At 69.8% G+C, this 22,573-nt stretch carries 17 protein-coding genes; 6 read left to right on the top strand and 11 right to left on the bottom strand.

Features of this window, described 5'->3' with window-relative positions:
* Positions 1-264: 264 nt before the first annotated feature.
* The gene (locus tag ACGFW6_RS00905) at positions 265-717 is read right to left on the bottom strand and encodes an SsgA family sporulation/cell division regulator (protein ID WP_393503041.1); all 453 of its coding nucleotides are present in this window, start codon (positions 715-717) and stop codon (positions 265-267) included.
* Between the two features lie 322 nt (positions 718-1,039).
* Here ACGFW6_RS00905 and ACGFW6_RS00900 point away from each other — a divergent pair, with 322 nt between their 5' ends.
* Entirely contained in the window at positions 1,040-1,840 is an 801-nt protein-coding gene (locus ACGFW6_RS00900; RefSeq protein WP_393503039.1) for an alpha/beta hydrolase, read from the top strand.
* A gap of 7 nt (positions 1,841-1,847) precedes the next feature.
* Here ACGFW6_RS00900 and ACGFW6_RS00895 read toward each other — a convergent pair whose 3' ends face one another.
* The 3 genes from ACGFW6_RS00895 to ACGFW6_RS00885 form a co-directional block, all read right to left on the bottom strand.
* A complete protein-coding gene (locus ACGFW6_RS00895) occupies positions 1,848-4,586 on the bottom strand; it encodes an ATP-binding protein (protein WP_393505033.1) in 2,739 nt (912 codons plus the stop codon).
* Between the two features lie 474 nt (positions 4,587-5,060).
* Positions 5,061-5,642: a TetR/AcrR family transcriptional regulator gene (locus ACGFW6_RS00890; protein WP_393503037.1), complete on the bottom strand. Its 582-nt coding sequence runs from the start codon at positions 5,640-5,642 to the stop codon at positions 5,061-5,063.
* A gap of 148 nt (positions 5,643-5,790) precedes the next feature.
* A complete protein-coding gene (locus ACGFW6_RS00885; RefSeq protein ID WP_393505031.1) occupies positions 5,791-6,279 on the bottom strand; it encodes a TetR/AcrR family transcriptional regulator in 489 nt (162 codons plus the stop codon).
* Positions 6,280-6,477: 198 nt separating this feature from the next.
* On the opposite strand from ACGFW6_RS00885, the gene ACGFW6_RS00880 reads away from it, so the two are divergent.
* Positions 6,478-8,016, top strand: a complete 1,539-nt coding sequence (locus tag ACGFW6_RS00880; protein ID WP_393503035.1) for an MDR family MFS transporter — start codon at positions 6,478-6,480, stop codon at positions 8,014-8,016.
* An 82-nt stretch (positions 8,017-8,098) separates the two neighbouring features.
* Here ACGFW6_RS00880 and ACGFW6_RS00875 read toward each other — a convergent pair whose 3' ends face one another.
* Positions 8,099-8,587 (bottom strand): SRPBCC family protein, encoded by a 489-nt coding sequence (locus tag ACGFW6_RS00875; RefSeq protein WP_393503033.1) that lies wholly within the window; start codon positions 8,585-8,587, stop codon positions 8,099-8,101.
* Between the two features lie 164 nt (positions 8,588-8,751).
* On the bottom strand, positions 8,752-11,538 hold the full coding sequence (locus tag ACGFW6_RS00870) for an ATP-binding protein (protein WP_393503031.1): 2,787 nt from the start codon (positions 11,536-11,538) through the stop codon (positions 8,752-8,754).
* A gap of 181 nt (positions 11,539-11,719) precedes the next feature.
* On the opposite strand from ACGFW6_RS00870, the gene ACGFW6_RS00865 reads away from it, so the two are divergent.
* Together ACGFW6_RS00865 and ACGFW6_RS00860 are read left to right on the top strand one after the other, a co-directional pair.
* Complete coding sequence (locus tag ACGFW6_RS00865; protein ID WP_393503029.1) at positions 11,720-12,922, top strand: RNA-guided endonuclease InsQ/TnpB family protein; 1,203 nt, start codon at positions 11,720-11,722, stop codon at positions 12,920-12,922.
* A gap of 433 nt (positions 12,923-13,355) precedes the next feature.
* Positions 13,356-14,759, top strand: coding sequence for an FAD-binding protein (locus tag ACGFW6_RS00860; RefSeq protein WP_393503027.1), 1,404 nt, complete (start codon positions 13,356-13,358; stop codon positions 14,757-14,759).
* A 144-nt stretch (positions 14,760-14,903) separates the two neighbouring features.
* On the opposite strand, the gene ACGFW6_RS00855 is transcribed toward ACGFW6_RS00860, so the two are convergent.
* On the bottom strand, positions 14,904-15,473 hold the full coding sequence (locus tag ACGFW6_RS00855; protein ID WP_393503025.1) for a TetR/AcrR family transcriptional regulator: 570 nt from the start codon (positions 15,471-15,473) through the stop codon (positions 14,904-14,906).
* 155 nt (positions 15,474-15,628) lie between these two features.
* On the opposite strand from ACGFW6_RS00855, the gene ACGFW6_RS00850 reads away from it, so the two are divergent.
* Positions 15,629-16,021, top strand: a complete 393-nt coding sequence (locus ACGFW6_RS00850; protein WP_393503024.1) for a hypothetical protein — start codon at positions 15,629-15,631, stop codon at positions 16,019-16,021.
* Between the two features lie 165 nt (positions 16,022-16,186).
* Here the strand turns inward: ACGFW6_RS00850 and ACGFW6_RS00845 are convergent, their stop codons facing one another.
* The 3 genes from ACGFW6_RS00845 to ACGFW6_RS00835 form a co-directional block, all read right to left on the bottom strand.
* Positions 16,187-17,062 (bottom strand): helix-turn-helix domain-containing protein, encoded by an 876-nt coding sequence (locus ACGFW6_RS00845; RefSeq protein WP_393503023.1) that lies wholly within the window; start codon positions 17,060-17,062, stop codon positions 16,187-16,189.
* 106 nt (positions 17,063-17,168) lie between these two features.
* Entirely contained in the window at positions 17,169-18,029 is an 861-nt protein-coding gene (locus ACGFW6_RS00840) for an alpha/beta fold hydrolase (protein WP_393503021.1), read from the bottom strand.
* A 348-nt stretch (positions 18,030-18,377) separates the two neighbouring features.
* A complete protein-coding gene (locus ACGFW6_RS00835) occupies positions 18,378-19,445 on the bottom strand; it encodes an alpha/beta fold hydrolase (RefSeq protein WP_393503019.1) in 1,068 nt (355 codons plus the stop codon).
* Positions 19,446-19,934: 489 nt separating this feature from the next.
* Between ACGFW6_RS00835 and ACGFW6_RS00830 the strand changes: the two genes are divergently transcribed.
* On the top strand, positions 19,935-21,377 hold the full coding sequence (locus ACGFW6_RS00830; protein WP_393503018.1) for an aldehyde dehydrogenase: 1,443 nt from the start codon (positions 19,935-19,937) through the stop codon (positions 21,375-21,377).
* Between the two features lie 227 nt (positions 21,378-21,604).
* On the opposite strand, the gene ACGFW6_RS00825 is transcribed toward ACGFW6_RS00830, so the two are convergent.
* Entirely contained in the window at positions 21,605-22,462 is an 858-nt protein-coding gene (locus ACGFW6_RS00825; protein WP_393503016.1) for an oxidoreductase, read from the bottom strand.
* Positions 22,463-22,573 lie beyond the last annotated feature (111 nt).

Here is a 22,573-nt window from a genome sequence, read left to right as displayed (position 1 = left end):
GGTGTCCGGCCATTGTAGGAGGTCACAGGCCACGGAACGGCGGACGGTGTGCCGTTCGCTCCGCTCTCCGGGGTAACGGGACGTGAGCCATGGCGGGTTCACCCGTCGGCGGACTCCGGCTCCGGCGCACCCGGCCCCGCTCGCACTTTCCCGCGCCCCCGGCCCGCTGGCCTCCGCCGCGCCCCGGCCCCGCTAGCAATCTCCCGCGCCCCGGCCCGCTAGCCCTCTCCCGCGCCCAGGGCCACCGACGTCCGTGACCGCCTGTCAGAGGCGCCCCAGCAGATCCGCGGTGGTGGCGTCCCAGTCGATCTCGGCCAGCTCGCGCCCCGCGGGAACGAGTGCGTAGGTGTACTCCAGCCACTTCGCCAGCGGAGGCACGGGCAGCTCGAACAGGGCGGCCATGTCCCTGGACGCCAGCTGCAGCCACACGGTGCCCCCGTCTTCGGGGCTCGCCGGCCACATCTGGATGTCACCGAGACCGCTCGCCGAACAGAGCCCCTGGTGGAGAAGATCGCGGCCGATCCGCCACAGGACACGCGGGCCGTCCTTGACGACGAGCTCCAGGGACACCGCCAGGGGCGACTCCGGGTCGAAGCGGAACTCCGCCCTGATCGTCTGCCGGGCGGCCACGTCCAGCACGCGCTCGATGTCCAGGATCAGCTCGGGACGGGCGTACGACGCCGGTCGGGGCTGCACACCAGGTGGGTTGCTGCTCATTGCGGATGGATCCTTCCCCGTGACGAGAACTGGCTCGCCCCACCCTGGCCGGTCCGAGCGCGTCGTTCATAAGTCACTTGACCGTCCACTTCGCCGATGTGCCGGCGCGGCGTACTGAGCGAGTGCCCGGGCCGAGCGGCGTCAGGTCCGGATCCAGTGCCTCGAAGGGGGTGCCCTCCCCGGGCCGCTCGGGCTCCCGAGAGCGCCGGGGGCCATGAACATTAAGTCATTCGACTGTCGCCTCCCACCTGCGCCTGAACGATCCTGAAAGTGTCGCCGGCGCGTCAGGGCCGGATGATCGTCATGCTCGGAGGAGCCAGCCGTGAACCACACTCCCGTCGTCTTCATCCATGGCACCTGGCTGCATGCGCTGTCCTGGGAGTCATGGGCGGAGCACTTCGCCAGCCGGGGGTTCCTCGCGTTCACGCCCGGCTGGCCGGGGGAGGCGGCCGCGGTCGGGGAGCTGCGCAAGACGGCCGAGAGCCTCGCGGGCATCAGCCTGGACGTGCTGACCGACCACTACGCCGGGATCGTGCGCTCGTTCGACACCGCGCCGGTGATCGTCGGGCACTCGGTCGGCGGCCTTATCGCGCAGCACCTCATCACCGCCAACATCGCGCGGGCGGCGGTCGCCATCGCTCCCACCCCGATCAACGACGTCCCGCTGCCCGGCACCTCGTCCCGGCTGTGGACCCCCGCAGGGTCCGATGCAGCCGAACCACTGGTGACCCTGTCACCGGAACAGTTCCACGACGTCTTTGCGAACACCTCCACGACGGCGGAGTCCGACCGGCTCTTCGAGCGGTACGTCGTCCCGGCGCCCCGCCGCCTGCTCGCAGACGTCGGTCACGGGGGAGCGACACGCAGCCCCCGTGCGGAGGTGGACGTCAGGAACGCCGACCGAGGCCCGCTCCTGCTGATCTCCGGGCAGGAGGACCTGCTGGTGCCCGACTCCGTGACGCGCGCGGTGTACAAGCAGTACGGCGACTCCACGGCTGTGACCGACCTCAAGCAGTTCGCGGACCGCGCCCACTCCCTGGTCGTCGACAGCGGTTGGCGGTACGTCGCCGACTATGTGCTCGGCTGGCTGGACGAGCATGGTCTGCGCGCCCACCACACATGACGCCGCGTCACACGTTCTCGTCGTCGGAGATCCTGCCCAGTGCGTCGCGGAGGGCGGCGCGGGAGGTGATGCCGAGCTTGGGGAAGACGCGGTAGAGGTGTGAGCTGACGGTGCGCGGCGAGAGGTGGGTCTGTTCGCCGATTTCCTTGTTGGTGAGCCCGCGGGCGGCGAGGTCGGCGATGCGGTGTTCCTGCCAGGTGAGCGGGGTGTGGTGGGTGGTGGTGCGAGTGGTGAGGCCCGTGGCGCGCAGTTCGGCTCGGGCGCGCTGGGCCCAGGGGGTGGCGCCGAGTCGTTCGAAGGTTTCCGCGGCCTGGGTGAGGTGGGAGCGTGCGGTTTTGGGGCCGTGGGTGTGGCGTTGGCGGATGCCGTGGGCGAGTTGGATGCGGGCGAGTTCGAAGGGGAAGGTGGTGGCGGCGGGGTGGTTCTGGGCGTGTTGGTAGTGGGTGGTGGCGTGGGCGGGGTCGGGGGTGGTGAGGGCGAGGGCGCCGTGGGTGATCAGGGCGAGCCGGGGGGAGAGGTGGTGGAGGTTGTTCTGGTGAGCGGCCAGGGCGTGGGTGTGAGCTTGTTGGGTGCGACCGGTGTGCAGGGCGGCTTCGGTGAGGTCGAGGAGGGTGCGGGGGGCTTGGTGGGCGTAGGGGGTGAAGGTGCCAGGAGGTGTGATGCCGATCGCGTGGAGGTAGGCGGCTTCGTAGTCGCCGTCGGCGAGCGCGGCGGTGGTGCCGATGGTGTCGGTGATCTGCGTGAGGAAGCCGATGCCGCGGGGGCGGGCCCAGGTGTCGACGGTGGCCTGGAGTTCGCGTGCTCGGTCGGTGTGGCCTCGTAGTGCCGCGATCTGCCCCAGATACGCCTGTGTATGCATGACGAACAGAGTGTGCCGGTGCGTGGTCGTCAGTTCCAGGCAGCGTGCTCCGGTGCGTTCGGCCTCGTCCCATTCGCCGACCGCGATCTGGTCCAGCATGATCAGATGCAGCATGGTCATCGCGTCGGCCAGCGCACCCGTCTCCACCTCGCGGTCCACGATGCGCTGCAGATGCGGCCGGTACGGGCTGAGGGAGTCCACGTGATAGGCGGCGACCGCCAGCCGCGTGATGTCCCAGGGCTCCAGGTCTCCGAGAGAGGCGAGGGCGCGGTCCACCCGATCCCGAACGCCGGCACCGCGCAGTACCACGTCGCCCCACGCGTCCTGGTAGATGCGTGAGTGCGAGGAGACCAGGTCGCCCAACGAGTCCAGCAACTGGTGAGTCCGCTCCCACGCGTCCCGGTCACTCGCGTACTGGTTGACGGCCAGCAGCAGGTCGATCAGGCGTGTGAGCACTTCGTTCGGCTCCTGCACCCCGCTGTCGCGCATGCTCTCGATCGCCGCGAAGACCTGGCGCTGTGAGGACCGCACATCGCCGTCCTCGAAGAACGCGACGTAGCCCGACGCGACCACCGATGAGGGGGAGTCGGCGGTGCCGGAGCCGGTGTCCGAGAGGACCAACTGCCGGGCATGATCCAGGCGTCCGGAGTGCCCGGCGACGTACGCCGCGTCGCCCAGTCGTCTGGAGCGTTCCTCGCGGGTTTCGCTGAGTTCGGCGGCGCGGGTCAGCCAGGCGACGGCGGTGACCGCGCCGCCTCGTCGGGTGGCGGAGTCGGCGGCTGCCTCGAGTGCGGTCGCCACGTCTTCGTCGGGGTCGACAGTGGAGGCTGCCAGGTGGGTGGCTCGTCGTTCGACGTCGTCGTGGTGCAGTTGGGCGAGGGCCGCGTGTGCGGCGCGGCGCTCGTTCGGTGTGGCGGTCTGTACGACGGTGGACCGGACGAGGGGGTGGCGGAAGACGAAATCGCCGTTGAGCGGGTCGATGTCCAGCAGCCCGCAGGCCACCGCCTCGTCGACATCGCGCATGCGGTAACGGGTGCCCCGGGTGCGGTCGGCCGCGGTGCCGGCTCCGACACCGTCGAGCGCACCACGCAGCAGTTCGGCGCGGACTCCCGCGTCGAGGGAGTCGATGCGCGCGCCGTAGACCTGCTGCAGCCGCTGAGGCAGCGGGACGCCCGTGTAGCCCAACCGTTCCTCGGAGTTGCGTCCGGTCCGGCCGCCGCGCATGTAGGGCGGGAGTTCGAGCAGGGCAAGCGGGTTGCCCTGGGCCTCGTCCAGCACCAGATCGCGGACCCGCGGATCGAGCCCGGGGTGGCGCTGGTCCAGGAGGTGCTCGGCCACGTTCTCCTGCAGCGGGGTGACGGGCAGTTCCGGCAGTGCGGCCGTGTCGAAGCCGGAGGGGACGCCGGAGCGCAGACCGACGACGAGCTTCACCGAGCTGCCGGTCAGCCGGCGGCCCACGAAACCGCACACCTCGGTGCTGGAGGTGTCGAGCCACTGGCCGTCGTCGAGCACCAGCAACAGCGGCTGCTGGGAGGCGGCGAGGGAGAGCAGGTCGAGGACGGCGATCCCGAGCGTCATGACCGAAGGGGGAGTGTCCTCGCCTCTGCCGAAGACGACGTCGAAGACCTTCCGATGCGCCTCGTCCAGCCCGTCGAGATGGTTGAGCAGCGGATACAGGAACTGATGCAGCCCGGCGAACGGCAGCTCCGACTCGGCTTCGACGCCCGCAGCCCTGATCACCCTGTGCTTGTCGGCGGCGAGTTCGATGACGTGGTCCAGCAATGCGCTCTTGCCCACCCCCGCGTCGCCACGCAGGACGAGAGCTCGGCCCTCGGGCGCCGTCACGAACGCCGACAGCACCTCCTGCTCGCTCTTGCGGCCGACCATGGTCCTGGCGATCGACTCCACACCCCACTCCCTTCACCGCTGAACCTCCCCGGCTCGAACGGTCTCGCGTCTGTGTGCACGGATCACGCCAGGCGCAAGGGCGAGGGTACGTCGTCGTCCCGGGCAGCCACATGCCGGGCGGCCGTGTGAATGCGCGCAGGCCAGGCGGCCCGTATGCGCACTCACACTTCTCGCAGAAGATTAGATGCCTCGACGGTGTTCCGTCACCCGGTATGGCCGAAACAGTTCTTGTTGTACCCGCCGAGCTGCCTCACATATGACATGTGTCGCCGTAGGAGGGCGGCCGGACGCGTTCGGTGGGACGGTAGCGCATGTGTGGGGACAGACTCATATGTGTGTACTGCCATGTGCACACCGACGCAGAGGCGGGGCTCGCGGCTGACCGCTGGGAAATGGAGTGAGCGTGCACCGGAGCGGCCGAGGCTCCTGGCGGACACAATGGCAGGGCCCGGCTCAGGGCCGCAGCGCTTGGAGGGTCAGTTCGCCGTACCGGCGCCACAGCGCCGGGTCCCGCTCCTCGAGTTTGATCAGCTGCAGACACATGCCGCACAACACCACCCGCAGATCGAGCGGGCTCGCGTCCGGGCGGACCCGGCCCGCGGCCTTGGCCTCGTTCATCAGAGCGGTCAGCCGGTCCAGCAGGGGACCCGTGTAACCGGTCGACGGCCCCTCGGCCAGCGTTTCGGACAGCAGACGGTCCCGGGCGAGGTTCTCGAAGAGCAGGATCACGTACGTGTCGAAGGTGCTGGCGGCTCCGGCCCGCTCCAGTGCGGGGGCGGTGACCCGGTCCAGTTCGGCCAGCCGGTGCCGGACGACCGCCGCCACCAGGTCCTCCTTGGCCGGGTAGCTGCGGTACACCGTCGCCTTGCCCACCTCCGCGCGCTCGGCGACCTGCGGGACCGTGGCCTGGAGCCCGAACTCCTCGAAGACCTCCAGCGCCGCGGCGAAGACCCGCTCGTGGTTGCGGCGGGCGTCGGCCCGTTTGCGGGGGGATTCCTGCCGGGCCTGCTGCGAAGTCGTGTGCGCCGGATCCATCCGCTCATTCTGCCCGCCGTTCGGCGAGGCGGCGGACAGGGTGAAGCAGGAGGGGAGCGCACCGGTTACGCAGGTGAGAAGCCCTCCTCTTCGCCGCCGACGCATCTCGGCCGGAGGCCTCCCTGAGCCCAGGCGGGCCGGCGGTGTGTCAGGACGTCCCGAAGCCGTGCAGAAAGGTGTCGACGACGACATCCGCCGCCTGACCCGCGCTCAGCTCGGGCATCTGCTGGGAGACCAGGTGCATCAGCTGGGGCAGCAGCGCGCTCGCCCAGCCCTGTGGCTGTTGCCGGCGGAGGAGTCCTTCGTCGGTGGCGCGTTGGAGGAAGGTGTCGACTTCCTGGATGGCTGCGTCGCGGCGGGTGTGGACGGTGTGGTCGGTGAGCATGCGGGTGAGGTCGACGGGCCAGGTGCGGTTGACGGTGATGATGTTTTCGACGTAGCGGTGCAGGGCGACGGCGACGGGTGCTTCGCGGAGCCGGGCGTCGTCGATGGCGTGTTCGATGGCGGTGAGCCGGGCTTCGTAGATGGCCGCGAGGAGGTCCTCGCGTGAGGCGAAGCGGCGGTAGACGGTGCGTCGGTCGACTCCTGCTTCGGCGGCGATGCTCGCGATGCTGGCGCCGGGGTCGGCTGCGAGCATGCGTGCGCCGGTGGTCAGGACGGCTTCGAGGTTGCGCGCTGCGTCGGCTCTCACCGCGCCGAGTCTAGTGGCGAAATGTGATGCCGGAGACATCTAGCGTCTCTCGGGAGTAGAACCCTGCCATCTAAGTGCTACAGTCAAGTGACAGATAGATCTGATAGTGGCAGATCAATGAGTCCTCTAGGAAGGCATCCTCCGATGTCGAAGGCAGACAAGTCCTCCTCCGCCAAGGCAGGGGGTGTCACCGCCGCGATGAGCGCACTGGTCCTGGCGGTCCTCCTCGCCGCCCTGGACCAGACGATCGTCTCGACCGCGTTGCCCCGCATAGCCGAGGACCTCAACGGGTTCGACGACATCGCGTGGGTCAGCGCCGCCTACCTGCTCGCCTCGACAGCGGTCACCCCGCTGTGGGGCAAGCTCGGCGACATGTTCGGCCGCAAGCGGCTGTACCTGGCCTCGACCTCGGTCTTCCTGGCCGCCTCCGTGGCCTGCGGCCTGGCACAGAACCTGCCCGAACTGATCGGCGCCCGCGTACTTCAGGGCGTGGGCGGCGGCGGCATGATCGTGCTGACCTTCGCCCTCGTCGGTGACATCGTCGCTCCGAACGAACGCGGCCGATACCAGGGCATGTTCGGCTCGGTCTACGGCGTAGCCAGCATCGCCGGCCCCCTGCTGGGCGGTGTCTTCACCGACCAGCTGTCCTGGCGGTGGGCCTTCCTCGTCAACCTCCCGGTCGGCATCGTCGCCCTGACCATCGCCGCGCGGGCACTGCCCGCCGCCACCCGGGGCACCCGGGCCCGTATCGACTACCTCGGCGCCACCGTGCTGGCCGCCATCGCCACCGGCCTCGTCCTCGTCACGTCCTTCGGCGAGCGCTGGGGCTGGGGGTCACCGGCCATCGTCGGCCTGATCGCCGCCACCCTCGCACTGGCCGTCGTGCTCGTGCCGGTCGAACGACGCGCCGCCGCCCCGGTCCTGCCGCCGGCCATGTTCGCCTCACGGACAGTGGTCTTCTCCTCCCTCATCGGGTTCTTCGCCAACGCCGCGATGTTCTCCGTACTGGTCTACCTCCCGACCTACCTCCAGATCGTCCACGGAGTCTCCGCCACCCTCTCCGGCATCCACATGCTGCCGCTCGTCGCAGGACTCGTCGTCAGCCAGTCCCTGGCCGGACGCTGGGCCGCACACGCCGCCCGACTGCGGATGATCCTCCTGGCGGGACTGGCGGCCAACCTCGCCGGACTGCTCCTGCTGGGCACCATCGGAGCAGCGACCAACACCCTCGTACTGAGCGTCTACTTCCTGATCACCGGCATCGGCATCGGCATGGTGCCCATGGTCGTGCTCACCACCGTCCAGAACAGCGTGCCCACCACCGACCTCGGCGCCGCCAGCGCCGTCGTCACCTTCGCCCGCTCCATCGGCGCGGCCTTCGGAGTCGCCGTCTTCGGCACCCTCCTCAACACCGGCTTCGCCGAACGCACCCACGCCCTGCCGACCGCGGGCGGCTTCGACGCCACCCGCCCCGACACCATCGGCCGGCTGCACGGCGCCCTGCGCGACACCGCACTGGACGCCTTCGCCCACGCCACGGCCACCGGCTACCTCTGGATCGCGCCCACCCTCGCCGTCGGCATCCTCCTCGCCCTCTTCCTGAAGCCGGCACGGAAGACCGGTGACACCCCCGCCTCCGGCCCGTCCACCCCCGCGACCACCGAGGAATCCGTCCCCGCCTGACTCACCGCATACCACGCCGCGACCGGCCGACGCCCCCACGGGGTGCCGGCCGGCGGCACGCCCTGACCGCTCACCACTCGGGCTACGCGTCGTCGTCCTGGCGGCCCGGCTCCGAAAGCCGCTTGAGCTGCGTGACCCACAAGGAGTTCAAACGCTGTACCCACAGCGGGGACAACACCGTCAACGACTTGGCTGCCGGACCACGGACCACGTTCTCAGTCACCACATGGGTGCCGCCGGACACCGCAGTGAGCAGCCACGCCTGATACAGCTGCACACCGGCACCGACACCCGACCACCCCACCCGCGCGTACGGCACATGTTCTCCCGGGAACAACTCGAACCGATGGCCGTGGAACCACACCTCGAAGCTCCGGACGAGCGGCCCGGCCCGCACCTCGGTGAGACCCGGCACCCACTCCGGCCACCGCGGCACATCCATGAGCAGCGAGAAGGCCAGATCCGGCGGAGCGTCCACCACGGCCTGCGCCTGGCAGAAACCGTGCGCCTGGTCGGGCGAGAAACCCGACGGCCAGTGGATGTCCGGATGGCCATCCGAGGCACCGGACATTCCGGCTCCCCCCTCATACGTGGCGCGAGGTGACGTCGGACGAAGCCACCGCGGAGAGGACACCTCAACAGGACATCCCCGCATCCACTGTGCGCGGGGGCCACGACCCCGGCATAGGTCAAATGACTCGGCCCACGACAGAGCGTCACCCCACACCCGGCGGCTCAGCCGCCGCCGTCGCTCTCCAGCCCCGACAGCGCGTCCCGCAGCGCGGCCCTCGAGGTGATGCCCAGCTTGGGATAGACCTGATACAGGTGCGTGCCGATGGTCCGATGCGACAGCAACAGCCGCTCGGCGATCTGCTTGTTGGTCAGCCCGGTCGCCGCCAGCCTCGCGATCTGAAGTTCCTGAGCGGTCAGCGACCCTGCGCCCGGTCCGGCGGCCGCCGAGCCGGAATGGCCGCCGGCCCGCAGCTCCGCCGCCGCCCGCGCCACCCAGGGTTTGGCGCCCAGGCGTCGGAACACCTCCAGCGCCTGCGACAACTGCTCTCGGGCCTCCGACGCTGCCCTCAGCCGCCGCAGCCGTTCACCGTGGAACAGCCGCACGCGCGCGACGTCGAAGGGCCGACGCTCCGGATCAGGCAGGGACAATGCCTTCTCGAAAAGCGCGAGCGACGCCTTTCCCGGCGTGGTCAGCGCCTCGCAGGCGAGCACCAACAGCTCCAGCCTGGGCGACAGCGCGGCCATCGACGAGGCACGCATCGCCGCCGCGTGCGCCGCCGCCTCCTTCTCCCGGCCGGTCCGCACAGCGGCCTCGACCAGATCCATGGCGCCCCACATCGCGATCGGCACGTAGGGGGCCACGGTCCCGGGCGGGCTGAGGGCACAGGCATGCTGGTAGGCGGTCTCGAAGTCGTTGCTACCCAAGGCGGCGAGAGCCCTGGCGTGGCACGCGAAATACCGTGCGCCGTGCGTCCCCCGGGGAGTCGCCCACCGCACGATCTCCTCCGCCAGCCCGGCACTGGTGCCCACGTCCCCCTGCACCGCGGCCACAGCCGCCTGAATGTACTGGAAGTACCACGCGAAGAACCGGTAGTCGTGGTTCTCGCACAGGCCGAGCCCTTCGGCCGCCAGCTCGGCCGCGTCGTCCCAGCGGCCCAGATGGAAATAGTCCAGACCCAGATGCATCAACGCGCCCAGATGACGGCGGACGGGCGCGGTCCCGGCGCGCCCCTGTTCCACCAACCGGCGCGTGGCCCACCGGAAGTCCCCCAGCCGGTCCGCGAACACCGAGGCGGTGCCCACACGGATCACCCGCGTGGGGTCGTCGCCCACTGTGGTGATCAGCTTCGTCAGCCGGGGCAGCGCCGCGGCGCCCGTACGCGCCGGATCGCCGAAGGTCCGGGTGATCACCCACAGCAGCTCGGGCGGCTCGGGAGTCAACCGCTCCACATACGTCAGCAGCGGCTCCCACAACTTCGGATCCCCGCCGTACCAGCACAGCAGCACCAGCACGTGCAGGGCCTCCACCAGACCGTCGTCCGACGCGTCGTAACCGTGCTCCCCGGACTCGATGGCGCCGATCAGCAGCTGGTACGCGGTGTCCATGTCACCGTCCCTGTTGATCAGCAGGAACGCGGACGCGGCCGCCGCGTGCAGGGACTGCTGACCGGCGGGATGGGCCTGAGCCCCGGCCAGCAGCCGCGAGGCGTCGTCCAACTCGCCGCTGGAATCCACCCCCACATACGCCGCCAAGGCCATCCGGCGGCTCTCCTCGGACGCCGTCGGGCTCAGTCCCGCGGCACGGGTCAGCGCCGCCACCGCGCCGAGCGCGTCCCCGCGCCGCAGCCGACGGCCCGCGGCCTCCTCCAGCAGCGCCGCCACCGACTCGTCCGGCCCCGTCGCCGCCTCGCCCAGATGCCAGGCGCGACGCTCGGGCCGTTCGCCGAACACATCGGCGAGCGCCCGATGGGCGCGTCTGCGTTCGGCGGCCGTCGCCAGTTCCACCACCGCGGAACCGATCAACGGATGACGGAAGGCCAGCCGCCGGTTGTCGGTCGAGACCGTCACCAGCCGGTGCAGCTCCGCGGAAGCCAGGTCGTCGACACCCGCCCGGTCCGCCGCGGCCGCCTCGACGGCGGTCAGGTCACCGGTTCCGTCAAGAGCCGCGAGCAGCAGCAACTCCCGGGTCCGATCGGGCAACCCGGACACACGTGAGGCGAACATGGCCTGGAGCCGCTCGCTGAGGGGCAGCACACCGGGCACCGCCGCCAGGGTCGTGCGCTGCTCTGCGGAGAGCGCCATCGGCAACTCCACCAGCGCCAGCGGGTTACCGCGCGCCTCGGCCGCGATACGGCGCCGTACGGCGGGAGAGACGTCCGGGTGCGCGAGGGCGAGCAGCTCGGCCGACGAGGCGTCGTCCAGCGGCTCCAGCCGCCGTTCGGTCAGACCACTGGACTCGAAGAAACTCTCGGAGCCGGTACGGGAGGCGGCGAGGAAGCCGATCCGGCTGCCCACCAGCCGCCGGGCCACGAAACCGAGCACGGCGTTGGTCGCCCGGTCCAGCCACGGCAGGTCGTCGACGACGATCAGCAGCGGCGTCCGAGCCGATGTCAGCCGCAGCAGCAGCAGAACCGCGGTCGAGGTCAGAAGCCGGTCGGGCGCCGGCCCGCCGCCGATCCCGATCGCGACCCGCAGGGCGTCACGGTGCACGGCATCCAGGACGTCGAAGTCGTCGAAAAGGGGAACCAGGAGCTGGTTCAGGCCGGCGTAGCTGATGTCCGCCTCGAACTGCACACCGGCCGCGCGCAGCACCCGGACGCCGTTGCGCACGGCACCGGAAGCCACCGCGTCGAGCACGGCGGTCTTGCCGACCCCCGCCTCGCCCGAGAGCAGCAGCGCCGCACCGTGCACCGCGGAGTCGTTGAAGAAGGAGTCGATGAAGCCGAGGTCCCCGTCGCGCCCGACCAGCCGTGTCGAGGCAGGGCAGACGATCCGGTCCAGGTCATTCATCAGGTCTTCCTTCGTGGATACCCCCGACTTCAGCGGGAGGAGGAAACGAAGCTCACGCGGGAGCGGGGCAGGGAAAGACGATTCGCGGGCTGGGCGGATCGGCGTAGACCGAAGCGCAGGTGAAGCCACCTTGTATTGCTGGAGGTCCCAACTGTCAGTCCTCCTAGGTAGGTTGGGACGCATGACGACAGAGGCGACCACGGAGGCGACTGGCCACTGCCGATACACCTACCGTCTGCGTCTGTCGTCCACGGCCCGTTCTGTTCTGGAGACGGAGTGGGACCGGTTGCGCTGGGTGTGGAATGAGTGCGTCGCCAAATCCAGGGCCGTCCACGCGCACAACCGGGCGACTGACGAGAGGACGACGTGCGGGCCGGTCCAACTCGCGGCGATGCTGACCGAGGCCCGCGCCCGCACAGCATGGCTGCGGGAAGGCGCGTGCGTTCCTCAGCAGCAGGTAATACGCGACTTCGGCAAGTCCCGCGCCAAGGCACTGAAGGACATCAAGGCCGGTGTCCCGATGCGGCAACGGGCCGGCATGCCCAAGTACAAGAAGAAACGTGAGGCACTGCCCACCCTCGAATACACACGGCGCGGCTTCCGTCTCAAGGACGGCCACCTGCATCTTGCCGGCGGGATCGTGGTGCGGCCGGTGTGGTCGCGGGAACTGCCGAAGCCGCCGTCGAGCGTGCGTGTGCACCAGGACGCGGTCGGGCACTGGTGGGCATCCTTCGTCGTCCCGGCCATTACCGAACAGCTGCCCTCCACCGGGCGTGTGATCGGGATCGACTGGGGCGTGAAGGAGACCGCCACCACCACATCCGACGGCCACGACCTTCCCCACCCGCAGCACGGGCGCACGGCCGCGCAGAAGCTTGCCCGCTACCAGCGGATGATGGCCCGCAGGAAGCCGAAGAAGGGACATCCCGCCTCGAAGGGCTACCGTGAGGCGAAGCGCCATACCGCCAGACTGCACCGCAAGGTGGCCGCTCAGCGGATGGACACCGGCCGTAAGTGGGCCAAGAGGGTCGTACGCGACCACGACGCCATTGCCGTGGAGGACTTCCGGCCCACGTTCCTCGCGAAGACCACCATGGCGCGCAAGGCCGCCGACGCGGCGATCAGTGCCACAAAGAAGGCCCTGGTCGAGATGGCCCGGAAGCACGGCCGGGCCATACACCTGGTCCACCCCGCGCACACCACCACGGACTGCGCCGAGTGCGGAGCGAGAACCAAGCACGCACTCCCTCTTTCCCAACGAACGTATACCTGCACCGCGTGCGGAGCCGTCTCCCCGAGAGACAAGAACAGCGCCCGCGTGATGCTGCTCCGGGCTGGTCTCAACCCGACTGGTGTTGATCTTGTAAGCCCTGCCACCTGCTAGGCGACAGGCGAAGTGAGTCAGGAATCCTCCTCCTTCAGGAGGGGGAGGAGTCAACGAGCTGCCTCCAACGGATGACGTCCGGAGGCCCGGTGAGGTCCGTCTGATGCGCCCGCACCTGTCTCCGTGCGGCCCATGCAATCACTGGATCCTGAGGGACGTCCATATCCGTCCGCGTCAGCGCGGTCGGGGGTCGAGGGCAATGGGGCGGTGCTCCTGAGCGCATCGATGGTTCGGCGTAGATCGTTTCGTTGATGCGTGCCAAGGGTTCGGCAAGTCTGCCGGCCGCCGCCCACGTATCCGCCGTCGGGCACACGTGTGCGTGGTGCGTGGCTCAGGTTGGTGTGAACGGTACAGAGCGTTCTGCTCGTCTCACTCGTGTCAGGTAATGACGCCTTCGGGTGTGAGCGAGGTTGTGATCAGGATGAGTGCGGACGTGTCACGTACGGCAGGTGTGAACTGGGGCCCGGAGGACGTGGTGGCTCTGCGGCGCGTAGTTCAGGGCCCGGTTCTGGAGCCCGGATCGGAGGGTTACGCGGCTGAGTGCGCCACGTTCAACCTGAACTGCGGGCTCAGCCCGGCCCTTGTGGTGGGCGCGCGCAGTGAGCCCGATGTGCGGGCGGCGGTCCGGTTCGCCGTGCGCCACGGGCTGCCGGTGGCGGTGAAGTCCGCGGCCCATCAGATCGTCGCGTCGGCCGAGGGCGGACTGCTGATCACCACGGAGCGGATGAAGGGCGTCTCCGTCGATGAGCGGAACCGCACGGCCCGGGTCGAGGCGGGTGTGCGCTGGAGCGAGGTGCTGCCGCGCACGGCGGAGTTCGGGCTCGCCCCCATCGTCGGCTCGGCGCCGGAGGTCGGCGTCATCGGGTACACACTGGGCGGCGGCCAGAGCCCGCTGCTGGGCCGCAGTCTCGGCTACGCCGCCGACCATGTGCGGTGGCTGAACGTGGTCACGGCCGACGGCGAGGCGCGCCGCGTGACACCGAGGAGTGAACCGGATCTGTTCTGGGCGCTGCTGGGTGGCAAGGGCAACTTCGGGGTGGTGACCGAGATCGAGTTCGAGGTGTTCCCGGTCACCCGGTTCTACGGCGGCGGCCTCTTCTTCGCGGGTGAGCACCTGCCGCAGGTGCTGGACGCCTGGCGGGCCTGGCTGCCGACGGTGGGGGAGGAGACCACCTCGTCCCTGGGCATCCAGCGCCTGCCCGACGTCCCCGTGCTGCCCGAGCCGCTGCGCGGCGCGTTCGTGATCCACCTGCGGATCGGGCATCTCGGCCCGGCGGCCGAGGGGGCCGAACTGATCGCCCCGCTGCGGGAGTCCGCGCCGGTGCTCATCGATCTGGTGGAGGAGAAGCCCTTCACCTCGATCGGGGAGATCCACATGGATCCGGTGGACCCGATGCCGTACTTCGACCGCAGTCTCTGCCTGGCGGAGTTCTCCGAGAAGACGGCGGGGACGCTGGTGGAGCTGACCGGTGCGGAGTCGGGGTGCACTCTGGCGAACGTCGAGATCCGGTCGCTCGGCGGAGCCTTCGACCGGGAAGGGGAATTCCCCAACGCGGTGCCCAGCCGGGGTCTTCCCTATGTCGTCTTCGCGTTCGCGGTGGGCGCCCTGGACCAGGCGGGGACGCTGCGGGCCGAACTGGCCCGGCTGGTGGACGGGCTGGCGCCCTGGGCGGCGGAGCGCGGCATGGTCAACTTCCTGTCGCCCGACGAGGCCACGGATGCCGATGGTGTGCGCGCGTTGTTCGGGGTGGGGCGGTTCGAGCGGCTCGCCGCGGTGAAGAAGCGCTACGACCCGGACAACGTCTTCCGCTTCAATCACAACATCGTGCCCGCCTGATGGCTGGGGTCTGAAGTGAACCGGCGGCCGTCCTGGATCCTTGCCGCGACCGACAGGGATCCGGGACGGCCGTTCCGGCGTGGTGCGTCCTCGCCTGCAAGCTGCAAGCTGCAAGCCGCTCGCCCTCTTCCTCGGTGAGGACGTCTACTGACCGGACTCCGCCACTTGCGCAGCTCCCGACGGACACAGGCCCCGTACGAGCACCTCCAGGAGGCGTCCGGACCGGTCGCGCCTCTCATGGTGCCCACCGACCCGCCACAGCGGTCCGAGCAGTAGGAGCACATCCTCGGCCGTCGTCCCGGGCACGATGGTGCCGGCCTTCTCGTTGGCCTCCACCAGCGCCGACAACGCCTCCAGCAGCGGCTGGTACGCCTGCCGGCACTGCTCGGTCAGGACCCCGCCGGCCGTGCTCATGGCGTCCGCGAACTCCGGCGTGCACGCGCCGACGTCCAGCATGCGCTGCAGCCACGTCCGCAGCGCGAGCGGCGGGCACAGGGCGCTCAACAGGTGGGGCACGGCGCTCACCAGTTCCTCGACCTCCTCCCCGTACACCGCGAGCACCAGGGACTCCCGGGTGGGGAAATGGCGGTAGAGCGTCCCCTGGCCCACGCCGGCTCTGCGCGCGATGGACTTCAACGAGGTGTCACCGGCGGCCAGCGTCTCCGCCGCCGCCTCCAGGATGCGCAGCCGGTTGTGGCGGGCGTCCGCTCTCATCGATGCTCCGGTCTCTCTCCGGTGGTGATGCCATGGGGCCGCGGTGCCGCGCGCGCCCGGCGGGGATCCAGTGCCACACATGTAGCCGTCGTCGCGGAGCCACACATGAAACACGTATTCTGAGTGAAACCTACTGCCAGGTGCCGTCCGGCGGGGTGGGTCACATACATATCTTCCGCACCGAACAGAAGGCCGCCGACTCGATGCCGCATGAGCGCCTCACCGCACTGTCCGCCGCCCTCACTCAGGATCTCGACCGAGGCGCCTGGGCCCCGGGGCCGCTGGAGCGCACCCTCGCGGCCCGACTTCTCGTGGCGTGTGCCGGAGACGGCCAGTTCACCCCCGTGCGGCTGCGCGAGGTCCTGTGGGAGGGCAGTCTTGCCCTGACGTACGCCGGCGGGGGCCGCCTCGCCCACCTTCTCGCCGACCTGCACGAGGTGACCGCTCACCACGTACCGGACGCCGACGCCGCTCTGGCCGACGCCGCACGGCTGCTGGAGCGGGTGGCGCGGGACGCCGAGGCCACCACGCACCCCTCGGTCATATGACATGTGCCCGTGCCGACGGGCGTCCGGGGCGCGAATGTGACGCCGGTGCACGGCAGGCTGATGGCCACCTGGATGCCCCTCACCGTGCCGTCCCGTATTCCGCTGGGCCGCGTCCTGCGAGGCCGCGTCCTGCTCGAGGGTGCCCGGGTTCGCTCGCGCGGGCCGCTATCGGGTCGTGCCGCGCGCCGGGTCGGGCTCCGTCTGCTGCGCGGTCCAGGAGGCGAGGATGCGCAGGGCGTCGTGGGAGGGGGTGCCGGGTTCGGCGGTGAGGACCATCAGGCGCTGTCCGGAGCCGTCGGGGCTTGCCCAGGTGTCGCAGTCCAGGGTGAGTTCGCCGACCACGGGGTGGCGGTAGTGCTTGGTGCCGTAGGTCGCGCTGTTGACACGGTGTTCGGCCCACCAGGTGCGGAAGTCGGCGTCCTGGATGGTCAGATCGCCGACCAGGCGGGCCAGCTCCGGGTCGTCGGGATCGGTGCCCGCCTCCATCCGGACGGCGGCCACCGCATCGCGGGCGTCATGTGCCCACTCCTGGTGCAGCCCCCGGATGGTGGGGTCGGTGAACATGAGGCGCAGATAGTTGCGGCGCTCGGCCGGTACTGCGGCGAAGTCGGTGTAGAGGCTGGTGGCGGCGGTGTTCCAGGCGAGGATGTCCAGGCGTTTGCCGAGGACGAGGGCGGGGGTGTGGGTGAGTTGGTCGAGGAGGCGGCGCATGGCGGGGCGTAGGCGTTGGGCGGTGCGGCGGCGGGGTGGCTGGTGGGGGCGGCCGGCGAGTTCGTAGAGGTAGCGCTGTTGGTCGTCGTCGAGGTGCAGGGCGCGGGTGAGGGTGGCCAGGACGGGGGTGGAGGCGCGGACGCGGCCCTGTTCGAGGCGGGTGTAGTAGTCGACGCTGATCGCGGCGAGCTGGGCGACCTCTTCGCGGCGCAGTCCGGCGACCCGGCGTGTGGAGCCCGTTTCCGGCAGACCGCAGGCGACCGGGTCCAGCTGGGCCCGACGGGCCCGGAGAAAAGCACCGAGGGCGTGCGGGTCGGGATGAGAGCTCATACGTCGATTCTCCTGCGGAGGGCACACACGTGCGGTGTGTGTCGGGTGGGTCCGGTGTACCGCCCGAGGGCGGCGGGACCTTACGGCCCTGCCGCCCTCGAGGGTGTCAGCGGACGGTGGCGCGAGCCGCGCGCTCGATGACGTCGGCCACCAGGTGCGGGTGGGAGACGGCGACCGAGTGGGATGCGGCGACCTCGGTGGTGTGGGCGTGCGCCCGCTTGGCCATGAAGCGCTGCACGGCGACGGGGATGTTGAGGTCCTCGGTGGTGATGATGTCCCAGCTGGGCTTGGTCTTCCAGGCTGCGGTGGTGGCCTTCTCCTCCAGAGCGGCCTGGGCGATGGGACGCTGCTCGGCGGCCATCAGGGCGGCCTTCCGCGCGGGCACGTCGGCGGCGAACTGGTGAGGGAACTTGTCCTGCTGGATGTACAGGTCGGTGGCGGTGGAGCCGTCGGCCTGCTGGTAGGTGACCGGGTCGAGGGTGCCCGGGAGCGTGGAGCCGGGGAACTTGTTGGTGAGCTCCAGGGCGCTCTCGCCGGGGGCGGGCAGGAACGCGGCGACGTAGACCAGGGCCTTGACCTCGGGGTCGTCGGTGGCGGCCTGGCTGATGACGTTGCCGCCGTAGGAGTGGCCGACGACGATCTTCGGGCCCTTGACATGGTCGAGGACCGTACGCAGGGCGGCGGCGTCGGAGGCCGGGCCGCGCAGCGGGTTGGCGGCGGCGATGACCGGGTAACCGTCGGCGCGCAGATCGGAGATGACGCCGTTCCAGCTGGAACCGTCGGCGAAGGCGCCGTGTTCCAGGACGATGGTGGGCTTGGCGTGCTTGGAAGCGCCGGCCGCCCGGTCGGTCTCGGTCGCGCCGCTTGCGGGGCCGCTGAGGGCGAACGCGCCGAGCGCGAGCCCCGCCGTGGCCGCCGCGACCGCGCCCGTCATCAGCCGCTTGCGTCCACCCTTGATGCTCACCACGACAAACCCCTCTCAGGAATCTTTCTCGGTACTTACGGTGTTCCGGCTCCGCCGGTGTCGTCACCGCTTTAACTAGTGACGAATCTGTCACGCTGTTTGTCACCTGTCAAGGCGGTGACGTGCTCGGCGAGTTCGGGATTGCTCGGACCGTGGACGCGCACACCTGCCGCCTCCCGTGCGCGAATTGGCGCCTGCCGAGGAGCGATCGAAGTCCGAACACCGGCGCGGCCGAGAGGGATGCACCCTTCCCGGCCGCGCGCCGCAGGCCGGGCTCGCCACCCGGCGATCGCCCGCGCGTCCGTGCGGGACCGGCGTTCGAGGGCGCCGGCGTTCGCAGGTGACCGGCCCTCAGAGGTGGTCGGCGTCGACCACGGCCTGGGCGAAGGTGGTGGGGGCTTCCTGCGGAAGGTTGTGACCGATGTTCGCGATCGTCCGGTGCAGGTAGGGGCCGGTGAAGTGGCTGCGGTAGGAGGAGCCGTCACCCGGCGCGGTGAAGGGGTCGAGGGCGGCGTCGAGGGTGACGGTGGGAACGCCGATGGAGGGCTGGGCGGCCAGCTTGCGCTCGTAGCGGTCGTAGCGACGGTCGCCGTCGATCAGGCTGATGCGCCAGCGGTAGTTGTAGAGGACGATGGCGGCGTAGTCGGGGTTCTTGAAGGCCTCGGCGGTGCGCGCGAAGGTGGCGTCGGAGAAGTTCCAGTTGGGCGAGACGAGCGTCCATGTGTAGCGGCACAGCGCGATGCGCTCGTCGACGTTCTCCATCGCCTTCACACCGCGGTCGGTGGCGAAGTACCACTGGTACCACCAGTTGTGCTCGACGGCCGGAAGGGTGGGCTCCAGCTGCGCCTTGCGGTTGGTGATGAGGTAACCACTCGTCGACACCAGCGACTTCACGCGCTCGGGCCACAGGGCGGCGATGATGTCGGCCGTCCGCGAACCCCAGTCGAAACCGGCGAGGACGGCCTTCTCGATCTTCAGGGCGTCCATGAACGCGATGATGTCGAGCGCGATCGCGGACTGCTCGGCGGTGCGAGGGGTGTGGCGGGACAGGAAGCTCGTGCTGCCGTGGCCGCGCAGGTAGGGGACGAGGACGCGATAGCCCAGATCGGCGAGGACTGGGGCGACGTCGACGAAGCTGTGGATGTCGTACGGCCAGCCGTGCAGGAGAACGACGACCGGGCCGTGCGCGGGACCGGCCTCGGCGTAACCGATGTCCAGGAGACCTGCCTTGACCTGCTTGAGCGTGGCGAACTCGGTGTGGGTGCCGGGGGTGATGGCCGCCACCGCGGGAACGGAAGCGCCGCCCGGCCCCTGTGCGGCGGTCGCGGCGGATGCGTTGGTCTGCAGGCCCGACAGCGAGACCGCCGCCGCGCCGGTGCCCAGGCTGACTGCCTTGCTGAAGGTACGCCTGTTGATCATGTGAAGCCCTCCGTCGTGCGTTTCCGATGACCGGCCCGTGCGGTGAAGCCAGTGGCGTAACGACCCTCGTACAGAGCTCGTCACCTGTCAAGCAGGTGACGCGTAAGGTCGATGCCCATACTCTCGTCCGTATCGAAATCAGACACATCAGTCATGTGACGGCCTGTTGCGAGGACCGGGCCGGGGTGTGCGGCGCGTCGCCTCTGTCAGTCATTCGACTGACACGTTTCGCGGCGCACACGCTCAATGGCTCTGTTCGCCCTCCGGCTTGCCGAGTGTGCCGCGGTGGGGTCGCGGCGTCCGCTTGCCGACGGCTCATGCCTCTTTCGCGGCTCCCGTAGGGGCGGCTCCACCAGGGGTGATGCGCGGAGTCGGGTGTCGCGATGGCACTTGCCTGAGACCTAAATCGAGTGAAGTGCTACATTGGAGTGGCAGTTATAAGCGAGCCTCTATAGCCCGCACCCAATGCACCCGGAAGAGAGAAAGCACATGATCACCTACGGCCGGCTTTTCATCGGAGGCACCTGGGTCGAGCCGAGCAACCCGGAGCTGCTCGACATCGCCTCGCCGCACGACCAGTCGGTGGTCGCCCGCGCCGCACAGGCGCGGCCGGCGGACATCGACCGCGCCGTGGCCGCGGCACGCGCCTCCTTCGAGGCGGGCGAGTGGCGCCTGACCCCGCCCACGCAGCGGATCGCCGCCCTGCGGAAGTTCAACACACTGCGTGAGGAGAACGCGGAGAAGATCGCCCACCTGATTTCGCTGGAGAACGGTTCGGCGGGCTGGTTCACCCGCGCCGGCCAGCCCGGTCTGACCCGGCAGGCGAACGCCTACCTGAAGGCGGCCGAGGAGTTCGCCTGGGAGGAGACCCTCGTTCCCTCCGACCCGGCGTCCCCGGTGCGCAGCGTGGTGCGCCGTGAGGCGGTCGGAGTCGTCGCCGCCGTCATTCCCTGGAACTCGCCCTTCTCCTCGGCCACCTCGAAGATCATCCCCTCCTTGCTGGCGGGCAACTCGGTGGTCCTGAAGGTGTCTCCGGAGAACTCGCTGAGCATGGGCTTCCTGGCCGAACTGCTCGAACAGGTAGGTCTGCCCGAGGGTGTGATCAGCGTGGTGCCCGCGGACCGGGAGACCAGCGAGTACCTGGTGTCGCACCAGGACGTCGACAAGATCGCCTTCACCGGCTCCACCCGGGCCGGCCGCCGCATCGCCGCGATCGCCGGAGAGCAGCTCAAGCGCGTCAGCCTGGAACTGGGCGGCAAGTCCGCCGCGATCATCCTGCCCGACGCCGACATCGACAAGGCCGTCGCGGGCGTGAAGTTCGGCTCCCTGCTCAACAACGGCGAGTCGTGCATCGCCCAGACCCGGATCCTCGCCCCGCGCAGCCGCTACGAGGAGGTCGTGGCCGGGCTCAAGGAACTGGTGGAGTCGCTCAAGGTCGGCGACCCCAACGACCCCGACACCTTCATCGGCCCGATGATCCGCCCCGACCAGCAGGAGCGGGTCCGCAACTACATCCAGCTCGGCATCGAGGAGGGCGCGCGTCTGGTCACCGGTGGCCCCCAGATCCCCGAGGGCCTGGAGAAGGGCAACTACGTCACGCCCACCGTCTTCGCCGACGTCGACAACTCCATGCGGATCGCCCAGGAGGAGATCTTCGGCCCGGTCCTGGTGGTCATCGCCTACGACGACGAGGACGACGCCGTCCGCATCGCCAACGACTCCGAGTACGGCCTGTCCGGCGGCGTCTGGTCCGCCGACGAGGAGCACGCCCTCGCGATCGCCCGCCGCGTCCGCACCGGCACCATCACGATCAACGGCGCCTCCGTCGCCTTCGACGGCCCGTTCGGCGGCTTCAAAGCCAGCGGCATCGGCCGCGAGTACGGCGCGGTCGGCCTCGGCACCTACACCGAGTACAAGACCGTCACCGTCTGACCCGGGACGTACGCACCGCGCAGCATCCCAAAGCACGCACACACACGCACGCACGCAGACACACGCACGCAGACACACACGCACGCACACGCACGCACGCACCACGCACGCATCCACAGCATCCCGACACGCGCACGCACGGAGGCATGTACGCACCGCACAGCATTCCGGCGAACGCCGACGGCGGCAGGTGGGCCGATCCACCTGCCGCCGGCGCGTCGTTCGGCTCAGAGCACCGCGTTGTCCGCGGCTCCCGGGAAGTCCGTGCTGAACGCCAACTCCCGACCCGCCTCGAACTCCGCCCGCAGCTGATCGAGCTTGACGCCGATGCGCCGCTGGGCGTCGCTGCCCAGTACGACCCAGTGGGCCGGCTTCTCGGCGCTGACGGCCTGCCGGATCGCCTCAGCGGCGCGCTCCGGATCTCCGGGGAACATCTCCGGGGTGAGGTTGCCCATCATGGCGCGGAAGGCCCCGGCCGTGGCGGCGTAGTCCTCGATGCCTTCGCCGGACACCTTCGTCCGGTTCTCGATGCCGGTGCGGAAGGAGCCCGGCTGGATGATCATCGCGTGCAGTCCGATGGGCTCGATCTCCTGCCACAGGGCCTCGGTGAAGCCCTCCAGCGCGAACTTGCTGGCGGAGTAATAGCCGTTGGCCGGCAGACTCGCCAGCCCGTCCATGGAGGAGACGTTGACGATGGTGCCGCTGCGCCGGGCGCGCATACCGGGCAGCACGGCGCGGGTGAGGGCGACCGCACCGAAGAAGTTGACCTCGAACAGCCTGCGGTAGTCGCTCTCCTGCTGCTCCTCCAGAGCGCCGACGAAGTCGATGGCCGCGTTGTTGACGAGGACGTCGATGCTCCCGAAGCGCTCCTCGGCGGCACGCACGGCCGCGATGCGGTCCCCGGCGTCGGTGACATCGAGCCTGACCGCCTGCGCGGTCTGCGGATAGCGCGCGGCCAGCTCGGTGGTGGCCTGCGTCGAACTGGCCGTCGCCACCACCTGGTCGCCGTGGGCCAGGAGGTGCTCGGCGAGGGCCTTGCCCAGGCCGCTCGAAGCGCCGGTGATGAGCCAGGTCTTGCGAGACATGGGGTGATCTCCCTTGGACGAGGATGAGGGTGCAGAGGGGGCGGGGGAGGGGAAGGGACGAGGATGAGGCCGGTGGGGCTGACGGGGATGCCGTAGCGACATTTCTGCAGT

The sequence above is a fragment of the Streptomyces sp. Y7 genome (assembly GCF_043195415.1).
Classification (GTDB): Bacteria; Actinomycetota; Actinomycetes; order Streptomycetales; family Streptomycetaceae; genus Streptomyces.
The sequence above is the reverse complement of the archived record's forward strand: the minus strand, read 5'-3'. Positions and strand labels throughout refer to the sequence as shown.